General features: G+C 51.9%; 23 protein-coding genes and 2 pseudogenes. 20 read left to right on the top strand and 5 right to left on the bottom strand.

Annotated features, from left to right (window positions below; translation table 11 throughout):
* Positions 1–319 precede the first annotated feature (319 nt).
* From sodA to EOS98_RS22025, 3 genes are all read left to right on the top strand, one after another.
* Positions 320–940 (top strand): superoxide dismutase [Mn], encoded by a 621-nt coding sequence (gene sodA / locus EOS98_RS22035; RefSeq protein ID WP_000122632.1) that lies wholly within the window; start codon positions 320–322, stop codon positions 938–940.
* A gap of 69 nt (positions 941–1,009) precedes the next feature.
* Entirely contained in the window at positions 1,010–1,699 is a 690-nt protein-coding gene (gene yiiM / locus EOS98_RS22030) for a 6-hydroxyaminopurine reductase (RefSeq protein WP_000559225.1), read from the top strand.
* 11 nt (positions 1,700–1,710) lie between these two features.
* Entirely contained in the window at positions 1,711–2,106 is a 396-nt protein-coding gene (locus tag EOS98_RS22025; protein WP_021294276.1) for a nuclear transport factor 2 family protein, read from the top strand.
* A 50-nt stretch (positions 2,107–2,156) separates the two neighbouring features.
* Here the strand turns inward: EOS98_RS22025 and cpxA are convergent, their stop codons facing one another.
* Both cpxA and cpxR read right to left on the bottom strand, forming a co-directional pair.
* A complete protein-coding gene (cpxA, locus tag EOS98_RS22020) occupies positions 2,157–3,530 on the bottom strand; it encodes an envelope stress sensor histidine kinase CpxA (RefSeq protein WP_000580402.1) in 1,374 nt (457 codons plus the stop codon).
* Positions 3,527–4,225, bottom strand: a complete 699-nt coding sequence (gene cpxR, locus EOS98_RS22015; protein WP_001033731.1) for an envelope stress response regulator transcription factor CpxR — start codon at positions 4,223–4,225, stop codon at positions 3,527–3,529. Before cpxR ends, cpxA begins: the two co-directional genes overlap by 4 nt.
* Positions 4,226–4,375: 150 nt before the next feature.
* Between cpxR and cpxP the strand changes: the two genes are divergently transcribed.
* The 11 genes and pseudogenes from cpxP to EOS98_RS21960 all read left to right on the top strand — a co-directional run.
* Positions 4,376–4,876 (top strand): cell-envelope stress modulator CpxP, encoded by a 501-nt coding sequence (gene cpxP, locus EOS98_RS22010; protein WP_001233463.1) that lies wholly within the window; start codon positions 4,376–4,378, stop codon positions 4,874–4,876.
* 147 nt (positions 4,877–5,023) lie between these two features.
* Positions 5,024–5,926, top strand: a complete 903-nt coding sequence (fieF, locus tag EOS98_RS22005) for a CDF family cation-efflux transporter FieF (protein WP_127821206.1) — start codon at positions 5,024–5,026, stop codon at positions 5,924–5,926.
* 184 nt (positions 5,927–6,110) lie between these two features.
* A complete protein-coding gene (gene pfkA / locus EOS98_RS22000; RefSeq protein WP_000591793.1) occupies positions 6,111–7,073 on the top strand; it encodes a 6-phosphofructokinase in 963 nt (320 codons plus the stop codon).
* A gap of 203 nt (positions 7,074–7,276) precedes the next feature.
* On the top strand, positions 7,277–8,266 hold the full coding sequence (locus EOS98_RS21995; RefSeq protein WP_000758711.1) for a sulfate ABC transporter substrate-binding protein: 990 nt from the start codon (positions 7,277–7,279) through the stop codon (positions 8,264–8,266).
* Positions 8,267–8,366: 100 nt separating this feature from the next.
* Positions 8,367–9,122: a CDP-diacylglycerol diphosphatase gene (locus EOS98_RS21990; protein WP_000750762.1), complete on the top strand. Its 756-nt coding sequence runs from the start codon at positions 8,367–8,369 to the stop codon at positions 9,120–9,122.
* A gap of 264 nt (positions 9,123–9,386) precedes the next feature.
* On the top strand, positions 9,387–10,721 hold the full coding sequence (locus EOS98_RS21985; RefSeq protein ID WP_126524390.1) for an MFS transporter: 1,335 nt from the start codon (positions 9,387–9,389) through the stop codon (positions 10,719–10,721).
* Positions 10,722–10,731: 10 nt separating this feature from the next.
* On the top strand, positions 10,732–11,691 hold the full coding sequence (locus tag EOS98_RS21980; protein WP_126524389.1) for an aminoimidazole riboside kinase: 960 nt from the start codon (positions 10,732–10,734) through the stop codon (positions 11,689–11,691).
* A gap of 9 nt (positions 11,692–11,700) precedes the next feature.
* Positions 11,701–12,741 (top strand): ADP-ribosylglycohydrolase family protein, encoded by a 1,041-nt coding sequence (locus tag EOS98_RS21975; RefSeq protein WP_000557882.1) that lies wholly within the window; start codon positions 11,701–11,703, stop codon positions 12,739–12,741.
* A gap of 62 nt (positions 12,742–12,803) precedes the next feature.
* Entirely contained in the window at positions 12,804–13,526 is a 723-nt protein-coding gene (locus EOS98_RS21970; RefSeq protein ID WP_001533426.1) for a GntR family transcriptional regulator, read from the top strand.
* 97 nt (positions 13,527–13,623) lie between these two features.
* Positions 13,624–13,749: pseudogene (locus tag EOS98_RS21965) on the top strand (hypothetical protein); the annotation flags it as partial.
* A 51-nt stretch (positions 13,750–13,800) separates the two neighbouring features.
* Positions 13,801–13,941: pseudogene (locus tag EOS98_RS21960) on the top strand (CDP-diacylglycerol diphosphatase); the annotation flags it as partial.
* An 89-nt stretch (positions 13,942–14,030) separates the two neighbouring features.
* Here EOS98_RS21960 and EOS98_RS21955 read toward each other — a convergent pair.
* The 3 genes from EOS98_RS21955 to lsrR form a co-directional block, all read right to left on the bottom strand.
* Positions 14,031–14,381: a cupin domain-containing protein gene (locus tag EOS98_RS21955; RefSeq protein WP_001173080.1), complete on the bottom strand. Its 351-nt coding sequence runs from the start codon at positions 14,379–14,381 to the stop codon at positions 14,031–14,033.
* 13 nt (positions 14,382–14,394) lie between these two features.
* Complete coding sequence (gene lsrK, locus EOS98_RS21950) at positions 14,395–15,987, bottom strand: autoinducer-2 kinase (protein WP_000113084.1); 1,593 nt, start codon at positions 15,985–15,987, stop codon at positions 14,395–14,397.
* Between the two features lie 79 nt (positions 15,988–16,066).
* A complete protein-coding gene (lsrR, locus tag EOS98_RS21945; RefSeq protein ID WP_001283049.1) occupies positions 16,067–17,026 on the bottom strand; it encodes a transcriptional regulator LsrR in 960 nt (319 codons plus the stop codon).
* 255 nt (positions 17,027–17,281) lie between these two features.
* On the opposite strand from lsrR, the gene lsrA reads away from it, so the two are divergent.
* From lsrA to lsrG, 6 genes are all read left to right on the top strand, one after another.
* Positions 17,282–18,817 (top strand): autoinducer 2 ABC transporter ATP-binding protein LsrA, encoded by a 1,536-nt coding sequence (gene lsrA, locus EOS98_RS21940; RefSeq protein WP_001167250.1) that lies wholly within the window; start codon positions 17,282–17,284, stop codon positions 18,815–18,817.
* A complete protein-coding gene (lsrC, locus tag EOS98_RS21935) occupies positions 18,811–19,854 on the top strand; it encodes an autoinducer 2 ABC transporter permease LsrC (protein ID WP_000911133.1) in 1,044 nt (347 codons plus the stop codon). Before lsrA ends, lsrC begins: the two co-directional genes overlap by 7 nt.
* A complete protein-coding gene (gene lsrD, locus EOS98_RS21930; protein ID WP_000981826.1) occupies positions 19,851–20,852 on the top strand; it encodes an autoinducer 2 ABC transporter permease LsrD in 1,002 nt (333 codons plus the stop codon). The genes lsrC and lsrD overlap by 4 nt, the downstream gene beginning before the upstream one ends.
* Positions 20,853–20,880: 28 nt before the next feature.
* Positions 20,881–21,903: an autoinducer 2 ABC transporter substrate-binding protein LsrB gene (gene lsrB / locus EOS98_RS21925; protein ID WP_000090742.1), complete on the top strand. Its 1,023-nt coding sequence runs from the start codon at positions 20,881–20,883 to the stop codon at positions 21,901–21,903.
* Positions 21,904–21,931: 28 nt separating this feature from the next.
* Positions 21,932–22,807 (top strand): 3-hydroxy-5-phosphonooxypentane-2,4-dione thiolase, encoded by an 876-nt coding sequence (gene lsrF / locus EOS98_RS21920; protein WP_126524388.1) that lies wholly within the window; start codon positions 21,932–21,934, stop codon positions 22,805–22,807.
* 82 nt (positions 22,808–22,889) lie between these two features.
* Positions 22,890–23,180 (top strand): (4S)-4-hydroxy-5-phosphonooxypentane-2,3-dione isomerase, encoded by a 291-nt coding sequence (gene lsrG / locus EOS98_RS21915; RefSeq protein ID WP_001543603.1) that lies wholly within the window; start codon positions 22,890–22,892, stop codon positions 23,178–23,180.
* The last annotated feature ends 4 nt before the right edge of the window (positions 23,181–23,184 follow it).

Raw genomic sequence — 23,184 nt, 5'->3', positions numbered from 1 at the left:
GCAATTGTAATAATTTACCGGGAATGTAATTGCATGGTGAAATTATAACCTTCTTGATTTTGCCACCGCTGACAAAAATTGGCACCAAAAGAAAGATTTTGAAACCCTGTTTCACATTTCATGATTTCCAGGAATTCATCAACAGGCGGTTTCGGTTGGAGGCGTAAAAATCGGTTGTTTTCAGCGGATGCCGTAACGTTTATAACCCTGGAAAAAGTACGGCATTGATAATCATTTTCAATATCATTTAATTAACTATAATGAACCAACTGCTTACGCGGCGTTAACACTGTGCCGCTCGACAATAATGGAGATGATTATGAGTTATACACTGCCATCCCTGCCGTACGCTTATGATGCACTGGAACCGCACTTCGATAAGCAGACGATGGAGATTCACCACACCAAACACCATCAAACCTATGTCAACAACGCTAACGCGGCGCTGGAAAACCTGCCTGAGTTTGCTGACCTGCCGGTTGAAGAACTGATTACTAAACTGGACCAGGTGCCAGCGGACAAAAAAACCGTGCTGCGTAACAACGCCGGCGGCCACGCTAACCACAGCCTGTTCTGGAAAGGGCTGAAAAAAGGCACCACTCTGCAGGGCGATCTGAAAGCGGCTATCGAGCGTGACTTCGGTTCCGTTGACAACTTCAAAGCTGAATTCGAAAAAGCAGCAGCAACCCGTTTCGGCTCCGGCTGGGCGTGGCTGGTGCTGAAAGGCGACAAACTGGCTGTGGTTTCTACCGCAAACCAGGATTCCCCGCTGATGGGTGAAGCCATTTCCGGCGCTTCCGGCTTCCCGATCCTGGGTCTGGACGTGTGGGAACACGCTTACTATCTGAAATTCCAGAACCGCCGCCCGGACTACATCAAAGAGTTCTGGAACGTGGTGAACTGGGACGAAGCAGCAGCGCGTTTCGCCGCTAAAAAATAATTTGCATTGCACGTCTGTAGAAGCGAGTCTGATGACTCGCTTTTTTTGTATCCGCGTAAGGAGCAGCAGATGCATTATCCGGTTGACGTGTTTATTGGCAAAATTCGTGACTATGACGGCAGCCGCCCGAGCGCTATCGCCAAGGTGCAAATCGACGGCGAACTCATGCTGACCGAGCTGGGTCTGGCAGGCGATCAGCAGGCCGAAAAGAAAATCCACGGCGGCCCCGACCGCGCGCTATGCCATTACCCCCGCGAACACTATGCTGATTGGATTCGCCAGTTCCCCGAGCAGGCGACGCTGTTTTGCGCTCCGGCGTTCGGCGAGAATCTGTCGACGGACGGAATGACCGAACACAACGTGTTTATTGGCGACATCTACCGCTGGGGCGAGGCGTTGATCCAGGTCACTCAGCCGCGCTCTCCATGCTTTAAACTTAATTTCCACTTTGCCATCAGCGACATGGCCCTCCTTATGCAGAACAGCGGAAAAACCGGCTGGCTGTATCGGGTCATTGCGCCAGGTAAGGTCTCCAGCGATGCGCCGCTGGAACTGGCGTCGCGTCTGAGCGATGTCTCGGTTCATGAAGCGGGTGTTATCGCCTGGTCTATGCCGTTTGATGACGAACAATATCACCGGCTGTTGAGCGCCGCCGGGCTGTCGGCGAGCTGGAGCCGCACCATGCAGAAGCGTCGTTTGAGCGGCAAAATTGAAGATAGCGCCAGACGACTGTGGGGGGATAAAACTCCGCCAAAATGAAAGGAAGGATTATGACTGAAGCTGAAAATGCGGTGGCGATCGTAAAAGAATTTTTGGTGGCCTCGATGATTCCCGATGCTGAACGTGCCGCAACGTATATGCACCCGGAGGTGAAAATTACCTTCACCGGAGGCCGGGCGATGGCGGGCGCGGCAGATATCGCGCAGTTTAACGGCGCTCGCTACAAGTGGGTGAAGAAGGCGCTGGGCGAGTTTGATGCGGTGCAGCATGATGATTACGTTGTGATTTATTCCAACGGTACGCTGTATGGGGAATGGCCCGACGGTCGCCCGTTTGCCGGTAATCGCTTTATCGATCGTTTCGAAGTGCGCGATGGCAAAATTACCCGGATGGACGTGTGGAACGACAGCGCTGAGTGGATTTTAGCGCCGGAAATCTCCCGGTAAATCTTGACGGCGAGATAAAAAATCGGCCTGCATTCGCAGGCCGATGGTTTTTAGGTTCGCTTGTACAGCGGTAGCCACAGCGTGAGCCGCAACCCACCCAGCGGGCTATCGTCAGCCTTAACCCAGCCGCGGTGCTGCTGCATGGCGCTTTCGACAATCGCCAGCCCCAGCCCGGTGCCGCCAGACTCGCGGTCGCGCGCCTCATCAGTGCGATAGAACGGACGGAAGATCTGCTCACGGTCTTCAGGGCTGACGCCCGGCCCGTCGTCATCGACCGTGATCGTAATACCGTCTTTATCCACCGAGAAGCCGACTTCAATCTTCGTATGTGAATAGCGCAGCGCATTACGAACAATATTTTCCAGCGCGCTTTCCAGCGCGTTTGGGTTGCCATAGAGCGGCCACGGCCCCGGCGGATAATTTACCGTTAACGACTTGCCCATCTGTTCGGCTTCAAAGGCGGCGTTATCCAGCACTTCGCCCCATAGCTGATTGGCTTTCATCGTTTCGCTGACCAGCGCATTTTTCTGTTGGTTACGCGACATCACCAGCAGGTCATTGATCATGCTGTCCAGACGCTGCGCTTCGGTTTCAATACGCTCCAGCTCTTTGCTTTCGCCGCCACGACGACGCAGCAGCGCGGTACCCAGTTGCAGGCGCGTAAGGGGCGTTCGCAGCTCATGGGAGATGTCTGACAGCAAACGCTGCTGCGAGGTCATCATCCGTTCCAGCGCCGTCACCATCTGGTTAAAACTGGCGCCAGCGGCGAGGAACTCCTGCGGACCCGCCTCCAGCTCCGGATGCTGACGCAGGTTGCCTTGCGCCACTTCATCAGCCGCGTTTTTCAACTTACGCGCCGGTTTCGCCAGACTCCATGCCAGCCATAGCAAGAGCGGCGAACTGACCAGCATCGTGACAATGAGCAACAGAAGCGGGCGGTCAAACAGCAGATTAATAAAATCGGATTGCGAACTGCTGGCCGGTCGAATCAGGTAAAGCTGGTAATTATCCTCTCCGTCGCGAACGGAGAACGGCCCCACCATCTCTACGCGGCCATATTTTTTCTTCTGCGGATGATCGGCGTTATCCGCCTGACCAATGAAGTTACGAATGATCTGCATTTCGCTGCGTTCAGCGCCGATCACGCGTCCTTCAGAGGTCACCAGTAATAACCGCTGTCCAGGCGGCGCCCACTTATCGATCGCGCGGAACAGGCGACGCCACCACATCAGGTCGTTGGGCGGATCGTTCGCAAGTTCAGCTTCTACATGTTGCTCTATCATCAATCCCTGGCGCTGTTCGCTGTCCAGCAGCTCGGTCATCTGGCGTGAATCGAGCTTGGGCAACATCAGTACCAGCATTAGCACCAGCGCCAGCGTCAACCAGAAGATGGCGAAGATGCGCGCGGTTAAACTTCCTATCATGAAGCGGAAACCATCAGATAGCCGCGACCACGCAATGTTTTAAACCACGGGTGACCGTCTTTGCGTTCCGGCAGTTTGCGGCGCAGGTTAGAAATATGCATATCAATGGCGCGATCGAACGGCGTCAGGCGCTTACCCAGCACTTCCTGGCTTAAATGTTCACGGGAAACTACCTGGCCGAGGTGTTGCGCCAGCAAATAGAGCAGGGTGAATTCCGTACCGGTCAGCTCCAGCGTTTGGCCATCGAAACTGGCTTCCTGGCGACCCGGATTAAGGCTTAGCGCATCAACTTCCAGCGTCGGCGAGCCGTTGTCGCTGCTCTGCTGCTGTTCGCTCCAGTGGGAACGGCGCAAAATAGCCCTGATGCGCGCTACCAGCTCGCGGTCGTTAAATGGTTTGGGTAAATAGTCGTCCGCGCCCAGCTCAAGGCCGAGAACGCGATCCAGCTCGCTGCCGCGCGCGGTCAGCATAATGACAGGCGTCTGGTGTGTCTGGCGAAGCGCTTTCAACGTATCGATACCGTTTTTCTTCGGCATCATGACGTCAAGCAAAAGTAAATCGATGCTGTCATCCAAAAGCTCAAGCGCCTGCTCGCCGTCGTGGGCCACCAGGACATTAAAACCTTCCATTTCGAGGAGCTCTTTTAACAGGGAAGTCAGCTCTCGGTCATCATCAACTAACAGGATTTTATTCATTGTTTACGTACCTCCGAGGCAGAAATTACGTCATCAGGCGTCGCTAATCCATGACTTTACGTTGTTTTACACCCCCTGACGCATGTTTGCAGCCCGAATCGTAAACTGTCTCTCGTTGAATCGCGACAGAAAAGATTTTGGGAGCAAGCGATGCGCAAAGTTACCGCTGCTGTTATGGCCTCAACGCTGGCATTCAGTTTTTTAAGCCACGCAGCTGAAGTTGTTACAAGCGATAACTGGCACCCCGGTGACGGGGCCACGCAGCGTAGCGCGCAAAATCATATGTTTGACGGCATAAGTTTAACCGAACATCAGCGTCAGCAGATGCGAGATCTTATGCAACAGGCAAGGCACGAACAGCCTCCTGTTAATGTTAGCGAAATGGAGACAATGCATCGGCTTGTCACCGCAGAAAAATTTGATGAAAGCGCTGTGCGCGCTCAGGCAGAAAAAATGGCGCAAGAGCAGGTCGCCCGCCAGGTCGAAATGGCCCGCGTGCGTAACCAGATGTATCGCCTGTTAACGCCGGAGCAGCAAGCGGTTTTGAATGAAAAGCATCAGCAACGAATGGAGCAACTGCGCGACGTGGCGCAATGGCAAAAAAGTTCATCGTTGAAATTATTGAGTAGTAGCAACTCACGTTCCCAGTAACAACCCTGTTTTCCTTGCCATAGACACCATCCCTGTCTTCCCCCACATGATGTGGGGGTTTTTTTTATCTCCAGTTTGTCATTCTGTTATTAGCTTACTGTTTTAAACCATCCGTTATACTACCGGCAGAAGATAGCGGGAGTATTTATGAATCAAACCTATGGACGGCTGGTTAGCCGGGCGGCTATCGCGGCAACGGCGATGGCATCAGCGTTACTTTTGATCAAAATTTTTGCGTGGTGGTATACGGGATCGGTGGGTATTCTGGCGGCGTTGGTGGACTCGCTGGTGGATATTGCCGCGTCATTGACGAATTTGTTGGTCGTGCGTTATTCGCTGCAACCCGCAGATGATGAACACACGTTTGGGCACGGTAAAGCGGAGTCGCTGGCGGCGCTGGCGCAAAGTATGTTTATTTCCGGTTCGGCGTTGTTTCTGTTTTTGACCAGTATCCAGAATCTGATTAAGCCGACGCCAATGAACGACCCCGGCGTGGGGATTGGCGTTACCGTCATCGCTCTGATATGCACTATTATACTGGTCACGTTTCAGCGCTGGGTGGTACGCAAGACCCAAAGTCAGGCGGTACGGGCGGATATGCTTCATTATCAGTCTGATGTTATGATGAACGGAGCGATTCTTATCGCGCTGGGGTTATCCTGGTACGGTTGGCATCGTGCGGATGCCCTGTTTGCGTTAGGTATCGGCATCTATATTTTGTATAGCGCGTTACGTATGGGGTATGAGGCGGTGCAGTCATTATTGGATCGCGCGCTGCCCGATGCGGAACGACAGGAAATTATTGATATCGTGACGTCATGGCCGGGAGTCAGCGGCGCGCACGATCTCCGCACGCGGCAGTCAGGGCCGACTCGCTTTATTCAGATTCATTTGGAAATGGAAGATAATCTGCCGCTCGTTCAGGCGCATTTTGTGGCTGACCAGGTAGAGCAGGCGATTTTGCGGCGTTTTCCGGGTTCAGATGTCATTATTCATCAGGATCCCTGTTCAGTCGTCCCCAGGGAAGGCAGGAAGTTCGAGCTTGTATAATTGATTGTTAAAAAGTGAGCCAGGCCAGCATTTTGTGTATAAATTACCGCCATTTGGCCTGACCTGAATCAATTCAGCAGGAAGGGATTGTTATACTATCTGTATATTCGTTGGATCGTTTCGAAGTGCGAAATCGGCTTCCGGCAATAGATTTCATTTTGCATTCCAAAGTTCAGAGGTAGTCATGATTAAGAAAATCGGTGTGTTGACAAGCGGCGGTGATGCGCCGGGCATGAACGCGGCAATCCGCGGTGTTGTGCGCGCAGCGTTGACGGAAGGGCTGGAAGTCATGGGTATTTATGACGGCTATCTGGGCCTGTATGAAGATCGTATGGTTCAGCTTGACCGTTACAGCGTATCTGACATGATCAACCGTGGCGGTACTTTCCTCGGTTCTGCCCGTTTCCCGGAATTCCGTGACGAAAATATTCGCGCTGTCGCGATCGAAAACCTGAAAAAACGCGGTATCGATGCGCTGGTAGTTATTGGCGGCGACGGTTCTTATATGGGTGCAAAACGTCTGACTGAAATGGGCTTCCCGTGCATCGGTCTGCCAGGCACTATCGATAACGACATCAAAGGCACCGACTACACTATCGGCTATTTCACTGCTCTCGGCACTGTAGTGGAAGCGATTGACCGTCTGCGTGACACCTCCTCTTCTCACCAGCGTATCTCTATCGTTGAGGTGATGGGCCGTTATTGCGGCGATCTGACGTTGGCGGCGGCTATTGCTGGCGGCTGTGAGTTTATCGTGGTGCCGGAAGTTGAATTTAATCGCGAGGATCTGGTGGCGGAAATCAAAGCCGGGATCGCGAAAGGGAAAAAACACGCTATCGTCGCTATCACCGAACATATGTGCGATGTTGACGAACTGGCGCACTTTATTGAAAAAGAAACGGGCCGTGAAACGCGTGCGACGGTGCTCGGCCACATTCAGCGCGGTGGTTCCCCGGTACCTTACGATCGCATTCTGGCTTCCCGTATGGGCGCGTATGCTATTGACCTGCTGCTGGAAGGCCATGGCGGTCGTTGTGTCGGTATCCAGAACGAGCAGCTTGTTCATCATGACATCATCGATGCGATTGAAAACATGAAGCGTCCGTTCAAAAGCGACTGGATGGAGTGCGCGAAAAAACTGTACTGATTGTTTTTGCGCGCCTGATGGCGCTACGCTTATCAGGCCTACAGGTTGCAGACACGTGTAGGCCGGATTAGGCGCTAGCCGCCATCCGGCAATCCCTCAGATTTATTCCTCGAAGTTATAGCCAATCTTTTTTTATTCTTTAATGTTTGGATCGCTTTCTGGCACGCTTTGCTCATCACAACACAACATAAGCGAGTCGGGCGATGAAAAAGTGGGGCGTGGGGTTCACATTATTGCTGGCGTCAACCAGCATTCTGGCAAAGGATATTCAGTTACTTAACGTATCGTACGATCCAACGCGTGAGCTGTACGAGCAGTACAACAAAGCGTTTAGCGCGCACTGGAAGCAGGAAACCGGCGACAACGTCGTGATCCGCCAATCGCACGGCGGTTCGGGTAAACAGGCGACTTCCGTTATTAACGGTATTGAAGCCGATGTCGTGACGCTGGCGCTGGCTTACGATGTGGACGCTATTGCGGAACGTGGTCGTATCGATAAAAACTGGATTAAGCGTCTGCCGGATAACTCAGCACCTTACACCTCCACCATCGTTTTCCTGGTCCGCAAAGGCAATCCAAAACAAATTCATGACTGGAACGATCTGATTAAACCCGGTGTGTCGGTGATTACGCCAAACCCGAAAAGCTCTGGCGGCGCACGCTGGAACTATCTGGCGGCATGGGGCTACGCCCTGCACCACAACAATAACGATCAGGCCAAAGCGCAGGACTTTGTCAAAGCCCTGTTTAAAAACGTTGAAGTGCTGGACTCCGGCGCGCGCGGCTCGACCAATACTTTCGTTGAACGCGGTATCGGTGATGTGCTGATTGCCTGGGAAAACGAAGCGCTACTGGCGACGAATGAACTGGGTAAAGATAAATTCGAGATAGTGACCCCGAGTGAATCTATTCTCGCAGAGCCGACCGTTTCCGTGGTCGACAAAGTGGTGGAAAAGAAAGACACCAAAGCGGTAGCGGAAGCGTATCTCAAGTATCTCTACTCGCCGGAAGGGCAGGAGATAGCAGCGAAAAACTTCTACCGTCCGCGCGATGCTGACGTGGCGAAAAAATACGACGATGCGTTTCCGAAGCTGAAGCTTTTCACCATTGACGAGGTGTTTGGCGGCTGGGCGAAGGCGCAAAAAGATCACTTCGCTAATGGCGGTACGTTCGACCAAATCAGCAAACGCTAAACCGTTTATAAACCCGGTAACGTATTATGTTACCGGGTTTTTTCTTTGCCACAATTTTGCGTTACTCTTCCCCGTCTATGGGTCACAGGGAACGCATATCATGAAAAAAACAGGCTACTTTTTACTGGCGGTGATAGTGATTGTCGCCGCGGCGGGCGTCGGTTACTGGAAATTTTCCGGCAATCCTGATGCATTACGGGAAATCGTGCTTGAACAGTGCCTGCCCGATCAGTTACAGCATCAAAACCCAGCGCCGTGCGCGGAAGTCAAACCTCGCGCCGGCTATGTCGTCTTTAAAGATCGTCACGGTCCGTTGCAATATTTATTGATGCCCACCTACCGTATCAACGGTACAGAAAGCCCACTATTGCTGGAACCCGCTACGCCCAACTTTTTCTGGCTGGCCTGGCAGGCTCGCGGCTATATGAGTAAAAAATACGGGCATGATATTCCGGATAGCGCGGTCTCGCTGGCGATTAATTCGCGGCTTGGTCGTTCACAGGACCATTTGCATATCCATATTTCTTGCATCCGTCCTGACGTTCGGGAACAACTGGATAACGATCTCACGCGCATCAGCACTCGCTGGCTTCCGCTGCCGGGTGGCCTGATGGGGCATGAATACCTGGCGCGCCGGGTAACCGAGAGCGAACTGGCGCAGCGTAGTCCGTTTATGATGCTGGCGGAAGAGGTGCCGGAAGCGCGCGATCATATGGGACGCTATGCGCTGGCGGTGGTACGCCAAAGCGACGACTCTTTTGTTCTGCTGGCGACCGAGCGTAACCTGCTGACGCTTAATCGCGCATCGGCGGAAGAGATTCAGGACCATAGTTGCGCCATTTTGTCTTCCCGCTGATTTTCGTTACACCCCCTGCTCATTATCTTATTGATTCTTATCCCGGTTTAAAACCGGGGTAAGATCGTGTCTATAAAAATATGTGAATCCGATCAAAAGATATAAAGGTATACCTTTATATCTTTTTGAGGATGGTTACACTCTCTTCATAGCCTCCATTGCGTGTCGGACAGGCGGCTTATTTATAAAAACGTTTTTATTTCATGTAGTGACATCATTAATTGTTCACCAGATTTGCGCTGCTAAGCGTAAAGGAATATCAACATGAAACTTTCTATCGTGGAAAAAATCGGCTTCGGCGCGGGAGATATGGCGATAAACGTTGTGATTATCGCCATGCAGCTGCTCCTCGCCTATTTCTATACCGATATCTACGGCCTGAGCGCCGCTGATGTTGGCGTACTGTTTGTGGTTGTGCGGATGATTGATGCCATTATCGATCCGGCCATGGGGGTTCTGACCGATAAACTGAACACGCGCTGGGGACGTTACCGCCCGTGGCTGCTGTGGTTTGCCATTCCTTTTGGTTTCGCCGTGTATTTGATGTTTATTACGCCTGACATGGCTTATATGGCCAAGCTGGCGTGGGCCTATGGCACCTATATTCTTATGACCCTGGTCTATACCGCGATCACCATTCCCTATATTTCGATGATTGGCGTGATTACCAGCGATCCCGCCGAACGGTTAAGCGCCAACGGTTATCGTTTTGTGATGACCAAGATTGCCGCTTTCCTGGTGACTATCGTCGTACCGATGCTTGCCGTCTGGCTGGGGCAGGGCAACAAGGCGCTGGGTTACCAGTTTTCGATGGGGCTGATGGGGGCGATGGGCGCCTTGCTGTTTATCTTCTGTTTTCTTACCACGCGTGAACGCAGCGAGCCGGAAATTACCTCACTATCGGTGGGGAAACAGTTTAAATATCTGTTACGTAACGATCAGTGGATTATTCTCGGCGTTGTTATTCTGCTGCTGATGTGCGGTTATGTTATTCGCGGTTCCGTTGCCGCTTATTACGCCAAGTATTATCTGAACGGCGGAGATAGCCTGATTTCACCCTTCCTGACTACCGGCGTCGTTGCCTCTATTTTAGCGATGATCGCCACCACCTGGATAACCAAGTTCTGGGACAAAATTAAGATGTTCCGCTACACCCAGATTATTACCTTTATCCTGAGCGCGCTGATGTATTTCTCTGTCGGGCGTGAAAATCTTATCCTGGCGTTTGCGTTCTATTTTCTCATTAATTTCTTCTGCGATATGCAAATGCCGGTGTTCTGGTCCTCTATCGCCGAAGCGGTGGATTACGGAGAAAAGAAAACCGGTCTGCGCGTTTCCGGGTTGGCGTTTGGCGGCATCCTCTTCTTCCAGAAGTTTGGGATGGGGATCGCGGGCGGGATACTCGGATTCCTGCTGAGCCACTTTGGCTATCAGGCCGATGTTGAACAGACCGCGCGTTCGCTCACCGGTATTGCGCTGATGATGACGCTCATTCCGGCTCTGTTCCACCTTGCGGTTGGGCTGCTTATGAAAAAGTATCTGATTAATAATGAATATTATCGAGATATTCAGCTCGCCCTGGCTCAGAAACAGGCATAAGGAGGCGCAAATGAAGGCCATGAATAAGGTTTGGGTTATCGGCGATGCCTCCGTTGACCTGGTACCGGAAAAGCAGAACAGCTATCTGAAATGTCCCGGCGGAGCGTCGGCGAACGTGGGGGTATGTATTGCCAGGCTGGGCGGAGAGTGCGGTTTTATTGGCTGTCTTGGTGACGATGACGCCGGCCGCTTCCTGCGCCAGGTTTTTCAGGATAACGGCGTGGATGTCTCTTCGCTGCGGCTGGATGCTGACCTGACCAGCGCGGTGCTGATCGTCAACCTGGCGGCTGATGGGGAGCGCAGCTTTACCTATCTGGTGCATCCGGGGGCTGATACCTACGTTTCGCCGCAGGATTTGCCGCCGTTCAGGCAGTACGAATGGTTTTACTTCAGCTCAATTGGCCTCACCGACAGTCCCGCTCGCGAGGCGTGCCTTGAGGGAGCGAGAAGAATGCGTGAAGAGGGTGGTTACGTACTGTTTGACGTCAACTTACGCAGCAAAATGTGGCGCAATACCGATGAAATCCCTGAACTGATCGCCCGGTCCGCCGCGTTGGCTTCTATCTGCAAAGTCTCGGCAGATGAGCTGTGCCAGCTCAGCGGGGCCAGTCACTGGCAGGATGCGCGTTATTACCTGCGCGATCTGGGCTGTGACACTACGATCATTTCGCTGGGGGCCGATGGCGCGCTGTTGATTACCGCCGAGGGGGAGTTCCATTTCCCCGCACCGCGCGTCGATGTCGTCGATACCACCGGGGCAGGCGATGCTTTTGTCGGCGGCCTGCTGTTCACCCTTTCCCGCGCAAATTGCTGGAACCATGCCCTGCTGGCGGAGGCTATCAGCAATGCCAATGCCTGCGGCGCCATGGCGGTAACGGCAAAGGGCGCAATGACCGCTTTACCGTTTCCCGACCAGCTAAACACTTTTCTTTCCAGCCATTCGCTGGCACAAGCCATGACCGTGAAATAAGGAGTCATCATGCACGTTGATCAAAACAAAATACTGGGATGCCTGGTGGGCGCCGCCGCCGCGGACGCGATGGGAGCCGCGACGGAAGTACGCACCCAGCAGCAAATAAAAGACTATTTTGGCGGCTGGGTGACGACCTTTCAAAAACCGCCAGCGGACACGTTTGGCCGCTGCAACGAAGCGGGGATGTGCACGGATGATTTTATTCAGGCGAAGTACATCATGGATGCGCTGCTGCGCCATCAACGCCAGGTCAGCGACGAGGCGATGCGCGAGGCTTTTCAGCAGTGGCTGGATTACCCGTACTACGCCAACTTTACCGGCCCGACGACGCGTGCGGCAATGAAGGCAATATTCAATGATAACCGCGCCTCTTTACAGGGTGAGCTGGAAGGCGAAAAACAGTCGGTACAGATTATTAATAAGGGTAACGCGGAGGCAACGAACGGCGCCGCCATGAAGATTTGGCCAGCGGCGGTGCTGCATCCGGGTGATATTGACGCGGCGATTGACTGCGCGCTACAGATTTGCCGTTTTACGCATAATAACGTGCTGGCGATGTCCGGCGCAGCGGCGATGGCGGCGGCAACCAGCGAGGCGTTAAGAGCGCAGACCAACGCAGACAGCATTATTGCCGCTGGTATTTACGGTGCGCAAAGGGGCTATCTGCTGGCGCAGGAGCAAGGGGCGATGATGGTGGCAGGGCCTTCCGTTGCCCGACGCATTGAGCTGGCCGTAGATATCGGTAAACGTCATCGCCATTGGGAAACGGCGGTGGTGGAACTTGCTGATATTATTGGCTCCGGGCTGCACGTGAGTGAAGCGGTGCCGGCGGCCTTTGGCCTGTTCGCGTGTTGTCCGAATTCTGCCGTAGATGCTATTATCTCCGGCGTTAATATCGGCAATGATACTGATACTGTCGCCACCATGGTCGGGGCGATTTCCGGCGCATTCCATGGCGTGGAGGCTTTTCCCGCCGATTATTTAACGACTTTGGATCGTATGAATCATTTCGATTTGGCAGAACTGGCCAGGCAAATCGCAGGGTAGCGACTTCACCCTGCCGGGGACGGTAAAACGTCCCCTGCTGGCGAAGACGTGAGGTGCGCAGCTTGCAGGTTGATAAAACGAGCTTTACTCCGCTTTATAAGCAACTATTTTTTATCATCTGTCAGCAGATCCAGAACGGGTCTTTGCCTTTGGGTAGCCAGCTGCCGACGCAAAAAGAGATTGCCAGAGCCTACAACGTCTCGCTGATTGTGGTTAAACAGGCCTGGAGCGAATTAATCAATGCGGGCATTATTTCGTCGCAGCGCGGAAGTGGTTCGGTGGTGTGCTCGGTACCGGAAGGCGTGAGCTACGGGCACACGTTTCGCGGTATTACCCGCGATCTCCAGGACGCCAGCGTGGCGATTGAGAACCGTATTCTGGAAATCGCGCCGCGCCGCGCGCGCGACGCTCAGGCAGACGGCTTGAGCCTGCCCGCACAGCATCACTATCTCTATATTTCGCGTATTCGTTGCCTGAATAACCGCCCATTTAACCATGAGAAAATATATCTCGATCTCAGCTTCTTTCCCGGCCTGGAACTGACGCCGCAGGCGCTGGAGCATACGTCGCTCTATTCGTTATTAAACGTCACAAGCGACTCGGCGATAGAAAAAGTTGAGGCGATTTTACCTTCCGCCGACCTGTGTGAAAAACTGCAAATTGCCGCCAATAAACCGCTGCTATCCGTTGCCAGACAGACGTTTCAGGCCGGACAAGACAACCCTTTTGAGTATTGTCGCTATTACGTACTGTCTGAATACTTTGGTGAAATTCATTATCACTGATCTGTCCACTTAATCTTGCGATAACCCCACTATATCTGGCGTTTACCTGCCTGACTGTCCGTCGTATTCTTGCTGAAAAAATCGTCAGGAGACAGGTATGTCGCTTTGGTTGCCCCATCCTCTGTTCCTCCCTTCCATCATGGTTGGCATTACTATCCTTCTGTGGGCGACTTCGCTACTGCCGGAGTTTATGACCGCACTGCTATTTTTTGCTGCTGTGGTGGCGATGGGACCAGGGAAAGTTCCTGCGCGGGCGGGGATGCTGTGATGTATCGCGCTGGCGGTGGTACGCCAAAGCGATGGCTCTTTTGTCCTGCTGGCGACCGAGCGTAATTTACTGACCTTCAATCGCGCTTCTGCCGAGGAAATTCAGGATCATCAGTGTGATATCTTGAACCAACAGGTCATCAAATGACAGCTTGATATTGCATTAACGAATGCCGTTTGGAGGCCGGACAAGGCTCTCGTGGCGCTATCCGGCAAAATCTGGCGATGGCGCGGGCGTTACCAGGCCGGTGGATCTGCGGGGTGGCTGTCATTTTCCAGATGCGGCGATTTAATAAACACGCCTTTCCAGGGTTTATCGCCGTTATTAATGAGGTAATGCGCCTCCCCTGGTTCGCACTGTAAAACATCTCCAGTTTGCAGGATATGAGGTGTTCCTTCCAGATACAGGCACACTTCACCGCTTAGGGTATAAAAAATCTCACAAGCGGTATTATGGCGATGGTTAGGGAATGACTGCCCTGGTTGTAGTATGACGACGCCCATATCGCAGCCCGGCCCACGGATTAAGTATTTAGGGCCATTATCGCCAAAGCGGTATTCATGATTCTTCTCATTCGTTTTTTGCATGCTTATTCTCCTGTTACAGGCCTGGCGCTTTCCAGAGGGATGTCGTTAAGCCACCATCGACCAGCGCGCGTTGATCCTGATAAACGGCCTGCCATTTTTCTCTGGCCTGCTGATAGACAGCGAAATTTTCAGGATTAGGTTTATGCTCCCGATCCCAGCGCACTAGCTTTTCTCCCGTTTCCGCCAGCGATGGCCAGATACCCACGCCAACGCCTGCGGCAATAGCGCACCCTAGCGCGGTAGCTTCTTTGACGACAGGTACGTGAACGGTGAGTCCCGTAACGTCGGCAAGGATTTGGCTCCATAATTTGCCTTTAGATCCTCCGCCGGCAAAAACCAGCGAGTCGGCCTGTACGCCGGAAAACGCGGCAATTTGCTGTAAATTGCAGGCGGAAACAATGGCGGCATTCTCTTCCAGCGCGCGAAATAGGGTCGCTTTATTACACTTTTCAGGATCGATAGACAGATTGATAAACGACGGCGCGGCATGGTACCAGCGTTTAAAACGCATAACGTCAGAGAAGATGGGCATCACACCGTACGCGCCGGGAGGCACCCGGCTGGCCATATCTTCCAGCAGGGAATACGCATCAATACCTAACCTTTCAGCGATTAGTTTTTCCTCGGCGCAAAAGGCGTCGCGGAACCAACGCATCGTTAACCCAGTAAAAAAGCTAATAGACTCGGTTTGTACCATACCGGGGATCACATGAGGATTGATGCGAACGTTCATGTTTGGGTCGGTGACCGGCGCGGGAAGATTGACGACCTGTTGCCAGAAGGTTCCGCCCAGCACGGCCGTTTGCGCCGGGCGTACGACGCCCAGCCCCAGACAGCCTAACTGCACATCGCCGCCGCCAACGATGACCGGCGTACCCGCTTGCAGGTCGCACTGTTCAGCCGCTTTCTGTGAAATGTGACCGAGCAGCGTCCCGGTTTCTTTTACCGGCGAGAGAATGTCAGAACGCAGGCCCGCCATCTGTAACAGGCTACGTTTCCAGTTGCGGGTCACCAGATCCAATAACCCCGTCGTGCCTGCGTTGGAGGGATCGACCGCCAGTTCGCCGCTGAGCATAAAGGCCATCCAGTCGCTGATCATAGTGACGGTTGACGCGCGATGATAAATATCCGGACGATGGTGGGCAAGCCAGAGCAGACGCGGAATAGCGCTGAGCGCCAGCGTTTGCCCGGAGCAACGATAAACTTCCTCCTCAAAGGTGTTATCGTGCAGCTCTTTTAATTCACTGACTTCGTGCGCCGCGCGGGCGTCAACATTAGCGCAGGCCCAAATTGGTTCGCCGTTACTGTCATAAATAACAATGCCTTCACGCATCGAGCAGGCCGATACGGCAGCGATAGCCGTTGCAGGAATGGCGGCTTTCTGTAGTGCCTGACGGATACACTGGCAAGCCAGTTGCCAGTTTTTGGCAAGATCAAACTCCATCGAACCAGGCACATCCGGCACGGCCAGATGCTGCCATTCCGCTTGACCGACAGCTATTTGCTTTCCTTGTAGATCAAAAATTACTGCTCTGACGCTACCGGTACCGGCGTCAAGAGCCATCAGGTAATGTCCTGATTCAGTATGGGTACAGAGTCGAGCCATTTTTTTATCCTCGGCTATTTTTACATCGTTACATAAAATCCTGTCAGTTATTGTTTATTGAATTGAGGTAAGTGTTATTTTATTTTTCAATAAGTTGAATTATTTTCCCTGCGGTTTTCTGATCGGTAACCAGCGCATTGATATAGTTACCGCGCATAGCGGCAATAATAGCTTCTGCTTTTTGTTCGCCGCCGGCGACGCCAATCACGGTTGGGATCGTGGAAAGTGAATTTAACTTCAGGCCAATTAATTCGTTATGGATTTTGATGTCTGGAATAATTTCGCCATGAGCATCAAAAAAATAGCCCAGAATATCGCCTACTGCGCCTTTGCGGCCAATCATGAGTTGTTCACCCTGAGTGATATAGCCGGATTTTAAGATACTGGCTTGATCTTTCTGGTTAATTGCCCCAATCCCCACGATGGCGGCATCGGCAGCTTGCGCTGTGAGCATCACATCCCGCACGCTATTTTCATTGCGCAGCGTGCAGGCAATTTCCTGCGATGATGCGCGCAGCGGCGCGGGCATAATACTTACGCTACAAGCGGCATCAAGCTGGCCTATTCCGGTCATATACGGCCCCACGCCGCCGGATAACGTGACCAGTCGGATTTGTTGCGCCGAGATAAATCCGCTGAGGCGTTTTAATGTGGTCATCGTGGCTTCGCCAAAGCCGACGGCCAGCAATTGCTGTGGCCGCAGTGACTCCATCAACATATGGGCGGCGCCGATTCCTAAGCGCAGACCAATATCGGCATCGGGTAATGCCGGCAGCACGCGGATATTCTGCAATGCGAAGTGGTTGCGCAAGGCATTTTCATACTCAAGACACCCTTCAAAGCGGGAGTTGATTTGTACGCGAATAATACCGGACTGATGCCCTTTCTCCAGCAGACGAGAAACCTTCAGCCGGGTTAGCCCCAGACGCTCGCTGATTTCACTCTGCGTCAATCCATCGTGATAGTAGAACCAGGCAATACGCGCCACCTGCTCTTCTTCGCACATTCCATAATCAGATACCAACGTATTATCGCTCATTGTCATAACCTGGCTTTACTTTGAACATTTCTAAATCATTAACACAATTGTTCAGTTATCACTCCGAAATAACCGTGATTAACGCCACAAAAACGCGTCAAATCTGAACATTTATCATCTAAAAATTCATTTATTCAGAAAACGTGATCTGGATGAGAGTTTTTTGACCAAATAACTACTACCGTTTTGAACAATTTCTTTTTCAAAAAACATTTGTTCAGTCCCGTCAGTCAACATTGAGGGAGCGGAGGCAACATGCAAATCAGTCACAATACTGCATCCCCTCTGATTTGTGTGCAGAACATTTATAAAAGTTATTCCGGCGTCGAAGTACTAAAGGGAATTGACTTTACTCTGCATGCGGGAGAGGTGCACGCATTGCTTGGCGGCAATGGTGCGGGTAAATCAACATTAATGAAGATTATTGCCGGTATAGTCCCGCCAGATGGAGGGACTATCGATATTGCTGGTGTGCGTTGCAGTCATTTAACGCCTCTGAAGGCGCACCAGTATGGCATTTACCTGGTTCCCCAGGAGCCTCTGTTATTTCCGAGTTTATCTGTGCGGGAAAATATCTTGTTTGGCTTACAGGGACGTCAGGCCTCCACGGAAAAAATGCAGCAGCTATTAAAGGCGATGGGATGCCAACTCGATCCGGCGAGCGCTGCGGGTACGCTTGATGTTGCAGACCGCCAGATCGTTGAAATTATGCGCGGCTTGATGCGCGACTCGCGAATCTTAATTCTTGATGAGCCCACGGCGTCGTTAACGCCAGCCGAAACTGACCGGTTATTTACGCGTCTGCAAGAGTTGCTGAAAAAGGGTGTCGGAATTGTATTTATTTCTCATAAGCTACCAGAAATTAGACAGTTAGCTCACTGCGTTAGCGTGATGCGTGACGGTAAAATCGCATTATTCGGAAAAACGCATGACCTTTCTACCGACGAGATTATTCAAGCTATCACCCCGGCAACGCAGGGCGTCAGTCTTTCTGCGAATCAAAAGTTGTGGCTGGAATTGCCTGGCAGCCGCCCGCAGAACGAACGCGGCGCGACGGTATTAGCGCTGGAGTCACTGACGGGCGAAGGTTTTATGAATATCAACCTTGAGGTGCGGGCAGGCGAAATCCTTGGTCTGGCCGGGTTGGTCGGCGCGGGACGCACAGAACTGGCTGAAACGCTGTACGGTATTAGACCGGTCAATGCGGGGCGGATGCTGTTCAATGGTCAAGAAATTAACGCCCTGACAACCCAACAGCGGTTGCAGCTCGGCCTGGTCTATTTGCCGGAAGATCGGCAGTCATCCGGGCTGTATCTTGACGCTTCCCTGGCATGGAATGTCTGTTCGCTGACCCACAACCAAAAAGGATTTTGGATAAAGCCCCAGCGGGATAACGCCACCCTTGAACGTTACCACCGCGCGTTAAATATCAAACTCAATAATGCCGAACAGGCGGCGCGTACTTTATCCGGCGGTAACCAGCAAAAAGTATTGATTGCCAAATGCCTGGAAGCCTCTCCGCAATTACTGATTGTCGATGAACCGACCCGCGGTGTCGATGTCTCCGCCCGCAGCGATATTTATCAGCTGTTGCGCAGTATCGCGCAACAAAATGTCGCGGTGCTGTTTATTTCCTCCGATCTGGAAGAGATAGAGCAGATGGCCGATCGCGTATATGTCATGCACCAGGGGGAACTGGGGGGGCCTGCGTTATGCGGCGAGGAAATTAACGTTGATACCATCATGCACGTTGCGTTTGGCGAACATGGTGCGTCGGAGGCAACATGTTGAAATTCATCCAAAATAATCGGGAAGCAACGGCGCTGCTGGCAATAGTCTGTTTATTCGTGTTTCCTGGCGCGCTGGATAGCCAGTATTTGAGCGTGCAAACGCTGACAATGGTTTTCAGTAGCGCGCAAATTTTGATGCTGTTGGCGATTGGCGCGACGATGGTAATGCTCACCCGCAATATTGATGTATCGGTGGGCTCGACGACAGGCATGTGCGCGGTATTGCTGGGAGTGATGTTAAACGCCGGCTATAGCCTGCCGGTCGCCTGCCTGGCCACACTAATATTAGGAATTGTCGCCGGATTTTTTAATGGCGTACTGGTTGCCTGGTTGAAGATACCCGCCATTGTCGCCACTCTGGGAACGCTGGGCTTGTATCGTGGGATCATGCTGCTATGGACAGGGGGGAAATGGATTGAAGGATTACCCGCAGGCTTAAAGCAACTCTCTGCTCCGGTGTTTCTGGGAATTTCCGCAATCGGCTGGTTTACCCTGGTGTTAGCGCTGCTTATGGCCTGGCTCCTGGCGAAAACCGCCTTTGGCCGCAATTTTTACGCCACCGGCGATAACCTGCAGGGTGCCCGGCAATTGGGTGTCCGTACCGAGATGGTACGCATCATGGCATTTTCACTTAATGGCGGTATGGCGGCATTGGCTGGAATCGTGTTTGCCTCGCAGATTGGCTTCATTCCCAATCAAACCGGCACGGGGCTGGAAATGAAAGCCATCGCAGCCTGCGTATTGGGGGGAATTAGCCTGTTAGGCGGGTCAGGCACGGTCATCGGCGCTATTCTCGGCGCTTATTTTCTTACGCAAATCGATAGTGTGTTAGTGCTGCTGCGTATCCCCGCCTGGTGGAACGATTTTATTGCTGGCCTGGTATTGTTGGGCGTACTGGTATTCGATGGGCGGCTGCGTTGCGCATTACAACGCAATCTGCGCCGCCAGAAATATGCCCGTTTTATATCACCACCCACTCCACTACAGGCGGAAGCAAAAACGCACGCACAACAGAATAAAAACAAAGAGGTGGCATGATGAATCCATGGCGACGCTATAGCTGGGAAATTGCGCTGGCAGCCTTATTGATCTTTGAAATTCTGGCTTTCGGTCTGATTAATCCACGTTTATTAGATATTAATGTCTTACTTTTTAGCACTAGCGATTTTATTTGTATCGGTATTGTCGCTTTGCCGCTAACAATGGTTATTGTCAGCGGTGGTATGGATATTTCATTTGGTTCTACAATCGGGCTATGCGCGATTACCCTGGGTGTGCTGTTTCAGCTCGGTATGCCGCTACCTTTAGCGATTATTATTACCCTACTACTTGGCGCAATATGTGGGCTGATAAATGCCGGACTTATTATTTATACCGGCGTAAACCCGTTGGTGATTACCCTGGGAACCATGTATTTATTTGGTGGTAGCGCATTATTGTTATCTGGTATGGCTGGCGCCACAGGTTATGAAGGTATTGGTGGATTTCCCACAGCGTTCACTGACTTTGCCAATATTTCATTTCTTGGTATTCCCATGCCGCTTATTTTTTTTCTTGTGTGCTGTCTGTTTTTCTGGCTGCTCATGCATCGTACGCATATGGGACGCAACGTTTTTCTGATTGGCCAGAGCGCCCGTGTCGCGCAGTACAGCGCGATCCCGGTGAATCGCACGTTGTATACCGTGTATGCCATGACCGGATGCGCCTCCGCGATCGCCGCCGTATTACTGGTTTCTTACTTTGGCTCCGCACGTTCGGATCTGGGCGCCTCTTTCCTGATGCCGGCCATTACGGCGGTTGTGCTGGGAGGCGCCAATATTTATGGCGGCTCCGGGTCGATTATGGGGTCCGCGTTGGCGGCGCTGCTGGTGGGATTTTTACAGCAGGGGCTACAGATGGCCGGAGTGCCGAATCAAATTTCCAGCGCATTGTCCGGTGCGCTTCTCATTGTTGTTGTCGTTGGTCGTTCCGTCAGTTTGCATCGTCACCAAATCCTTGAATGGTACTCACGCCGTCGCAATGCGCATCAGGCATGATTTCCTTTTGAAATTTATGGAGAAAAAAATGGCAAGACACAGCATTAAAATGATCGCCTTACTCACTGCGTTTGGTCTGACATCTGCGGTAATGACCGTACAGGCGGCAGAGCGGATTGCTTTTATTCCCAAACTGGTTGGCGTGGGCTTTTTTACCAGCGGCGGCAATGGCGCGCAGGAAGCGGGAAAAGCGCTGGGCATTGACGTAACTTACGATGGCCCTACAGAGCCCAGCGTCTCAGGCCAGGTTCAACTGGTGAATAACTTTGTCAATCAGGGGTATGACGCCATTATCGTTTCTGCCGTTTCGCCTGATGGCCTGTGCCCGGCGTTGAAGCGGGCAATGCAAAGAGGCGTGAAAATATTAACCTGGGATTCCGATACCAAGCCGGAGTGCCGTTCTTACTATATCAATCAAGGGACGCCAAAACAGCTCGGCAGCATGCTGGTAGAGATGGCCGCTCATCAGGTGGACAAAGAGAAAGCGAAAGTCGCTTTCTTCTATTCCAGCCCAACGGTGACCGACCAGAACCAGTGGGTGAAAGAAGCTAAAGCCAAAATTAGCCAGGAACATCCGGGGTGGGAGATAGTCACTACCCAGTTTGGCTATAACGATGCCACGAAATCGCTCCAGACGGCGGAAGGTATCATCAAAGCGTATCCCGATCTGGATGCCATCATCGCGCCTGACGCTAACGCTTTACCTGCTGCGGCACAGGCGGCGGAGAACCTTAAACGCAATAATCTCGCGATTGTTGGTTTTAGTACGCCGAATGTGATGCGCCCTTATGTTCAGCGCGGCACTGTTAAAGAGTTTGGCCTGTGGGATGTCGTCCAACAGGGAAAAATTTCCGTATATGTCGCCAACGCGTTGCTGAAAAATATGCCAATGAATGTCGGTGACTCACTGGATATTCCCGGCATCGGCAAAGTCACCGTTTCACCTAATAGTGAGCAGGGATATCACTATGAGGCAAAAGGTAACGGCATTGTGTTATTGCCGGAGCGTGTCATTTTCAACAAAGACAATATCGACAAATATGATTTCTGATAACTGTTATGTATCGACGGAGTAAAGAATGGCTGATTTAGATGATATTAAAGATGGCAAAGATTTTCACACCGATAAACCACAAACTAACACTTTGTTCGCATTAAAAGGCTGTGGCGCGCTGGATTGGGGAATGCAGTCCAGACTGGCGAGGATTTTTAATCCCAAGACCAGAAAAACGGTCATGCTGGCCTTTGACCATGGATACTTCCAGGGGCCGACAACCGGACTTGAGCGTATTGATATCAATATTGCGCCGCTCTTTGAATATGCTGATGTCTTAATGTGTACTCGCGGCATATTACGCAGTGTGGTACCTCCGGCAATTAATAAACCAGTCGTTTTACGCGCGTCCGGGGCGAATTCTATTCTCACTGAATTAAGCAATGAGGCGGTTGCGGTGGCGATGGATGACGCTGTGCGGTTGAATAGCTGTGCTGCTGCCGCACAGGTTTATATTGGTAGTGAGCATGAACATCAGTCGATTAAAAATATTATTCAACTGATTGATGCCGGGTTACGCGTCGGGATGCCAATAATGGCAGTGACCGGGGTGGGTAAAGATATGGCTCGCGACCAGCGTTATTTTTCACTGGCAACGCGTATCGCTGCGGAAATGGGGGCGCAAATTATCAAAACGTATTATGTCGATAAAGGTTTTGAGCGTATTGCGGCAGGTTGTCCGGTGCCGATTGTCATCGCCGGCGGTAAAAAACTGCCTGAACGTGAAGCATTGGAAATGTGCTATCAGGCGATTGACCAGGGGGCTTCTGGCGTAGATATGGGGCGTAATATATTCCAGTCAGAAGATCCGGTAGCCATGATTAAAGCGGTACATGCTGTCGTTCATTATAACGAAACAGCAGAGCGTGCTTATGAGCTGTTTTTGAGTGAGAAAGGTTAAATGAGATCGCTTCCCCATCTTTTACCGATGCGAGGAGATGGGGATGACTGTTATTTTATTTGGAATAATCAGGGGGGTAATGATGCACGTTACGCTGGTTGAAATTAACGTTCATGATGACAAGGTTGAACAATTTATCGATGTTTTTCGGCAGAATCATCTGGGCTCAATTAAAGAGCCGGGTAACTTGCGTTTTGATGTTCTGCAGGATCCGCAGGTGCCTACGCGATTTTATATTTATGAAGCCTACGTTGATGAACAGGCCGTCGCTTTTCACAAGACAACGCCACACTACAAAACTTGCGTGGAGCAGCTTGAACCGTTGATGACCGGTCCGCGGACAAAAAAAGTTTTTATGGGTTTGATGCCTTAAGGAG

Origin of the sequence: Salmonella sp. SSDFZ69 (assembly GCF_004010755.1) — a bacterium.
In the GTDB taxonomy this organism is placed as follows: domain Bacteria; phylum Pseudomonadota; class Gammaproteobacteria; order Enterobacterales; family Enterobacteriaceae; genus Salmonella; species Salmonella enterica.
This window is presented reverse-complemented; position numbering and strand designations above follow the sequence as displayed.

Bases quoted from the DNA above. Each gene is read 5' to 3' on its own strand.
- lsrB (WP_000090742.1), top strand. From the start codon at position 20,881: ATGGCAAGACACAGCATTAAAATGATCGCCTTACTCACTGCGTTTGGT.
- cpxA (WP_000580402.1), bottom strand. From the start codon at position 3,530: ATGATAGGAAGTTTAACCGCGCGCATCTTCGCCATCTTCTGGTTGACG.
- EOS98_RS21980 (WP_126524389.1), top strand. From the start codon at position 10,732: ATGAAGGCCATGAATAAGGTTTGGGTTATCGGCGATGCCTCCGTTGAC.
- lsrD (WP_000981826.1), top strand. From the start codon at position 19,851: ATGATGAATCCATGGCGACGCTATAGCTGGGAAATTGCGCTGGCAGCC.
- pfkA (WP_000591793.1), top strand. From the start codon at position 6,111: ATGATTAAGAAAATCGGTGTGTTGACAAGCGGCGGTGATGCGCCGGGC.
- fieF (WP_127821206.1), top strand. From the start codon at position 5,024: ATGAATCAAACCTATGGACGGCTGGTTAGCCGGGCGGCTATCGCGGCA.
- lsrR (WP_001283049.1), bottom strand. From the start codon at position 17,026: ATGAGCGATAATACGTTGGTATCTGATTATGGAATGTGCGAAGAAGAG.
- EOS98_RS21990 (WP_000750762.1), top strand. From the start codon at position 8,367: ATGAAAAAAACAGGCTACTTTTTACTGGCGGTGATAGTGATTGTCGCC.
- sodA (WP_000122632.1), top strand. From the start codon at position 320: ATGAGTTATACACTGCCATCCCTGCCGTACGCTTATGATGCACTGGAA.
- lsrK (WP_000113084.1), bottom strand. From the start codon at position 15,987: ATGGCTCGACTCTGTACCCATACTGAATCAGGACATTACCTGATGGCT.
- EOS98_RS21995 (WP_000758711.1), top strand. From the start codon at position 7,277: ATGAAAAAGTGGGGCGTGGGGTTCACATTATTGCTGGCGTCAACCAGC.
- cpxR (WP_001033731.1), bottom strand. From the start codon at position 4,225: ATGAATAAAATCCTGTTAGTTGATGATGACCGAGAGCTGACTTCCCTG.
- lsrF (WP_126524388.1), top strand. From the start codon at position 21,932: ATGGCTGATTTAGATGATATTAAAGATGGCAAAGATTTTCACACCGAT.
- lsrA (WP_001167250.1), top strand. From the start codon at position 17,282: ATGCAAATCAGTCACAATACTGCATCCCCTCTGATTTGTGTGCAGAAC.
- lsrC (WP_000911133.1), top strand. From the start codon at position 18,811: ATGTTGAAATTCATCCAAAATAATCGGGAAGCAACGGCGCTGCTGGCA.
- lsrG (WP_001543603.1), top strand. From the start codon at position 22,890: ATGCACGTTACGCTGGTTGAAATTAACGTTCATGATGACAAGGTTGAA.
- cpxP (WP_001233463.1), top strand. From the start codon at position 4,376: ATGCGCAAAGTTACCGCTGCTGTTATGGCCTCAACGCTGGCATTCAGT.
- EOS98_RS21955 (WP_001173080.1), bottom strand. From the start codon at position 14,381: ATGCAAAAAACGAATGAGAAGAATCATGAATACCGCTTTGGCGATAAT.
- EOS98_RS22025 (WP_021294276.1), top strand. From the start codon at position 1,711: ATGACTGAAGCTGAAAATGCGGTGGCGATCGTAAAAGAATTTTTGGTG.
- EOS98_RS21975 (WP_000557882.1), top strand. From the start codon at position 11,701: ATGCACGTTGATCAAAACAAAATACTGGGATGCCTGGTGGGCGCCGCC.
- EOS98_RS21985 (WP_126524390.1), top strand. From the start codon at position 9,387: ATGAAACTTTCTATCGTGGAAAAAATCGGCTTCGGCGCGGGAGATATG.
- yiiM (WP_000559225.1), top strand. From the start codon at position 1,010: ATGCATTATCCGGTTGACGTGTTTATTGGCAAAATTCGTGACTATGAC.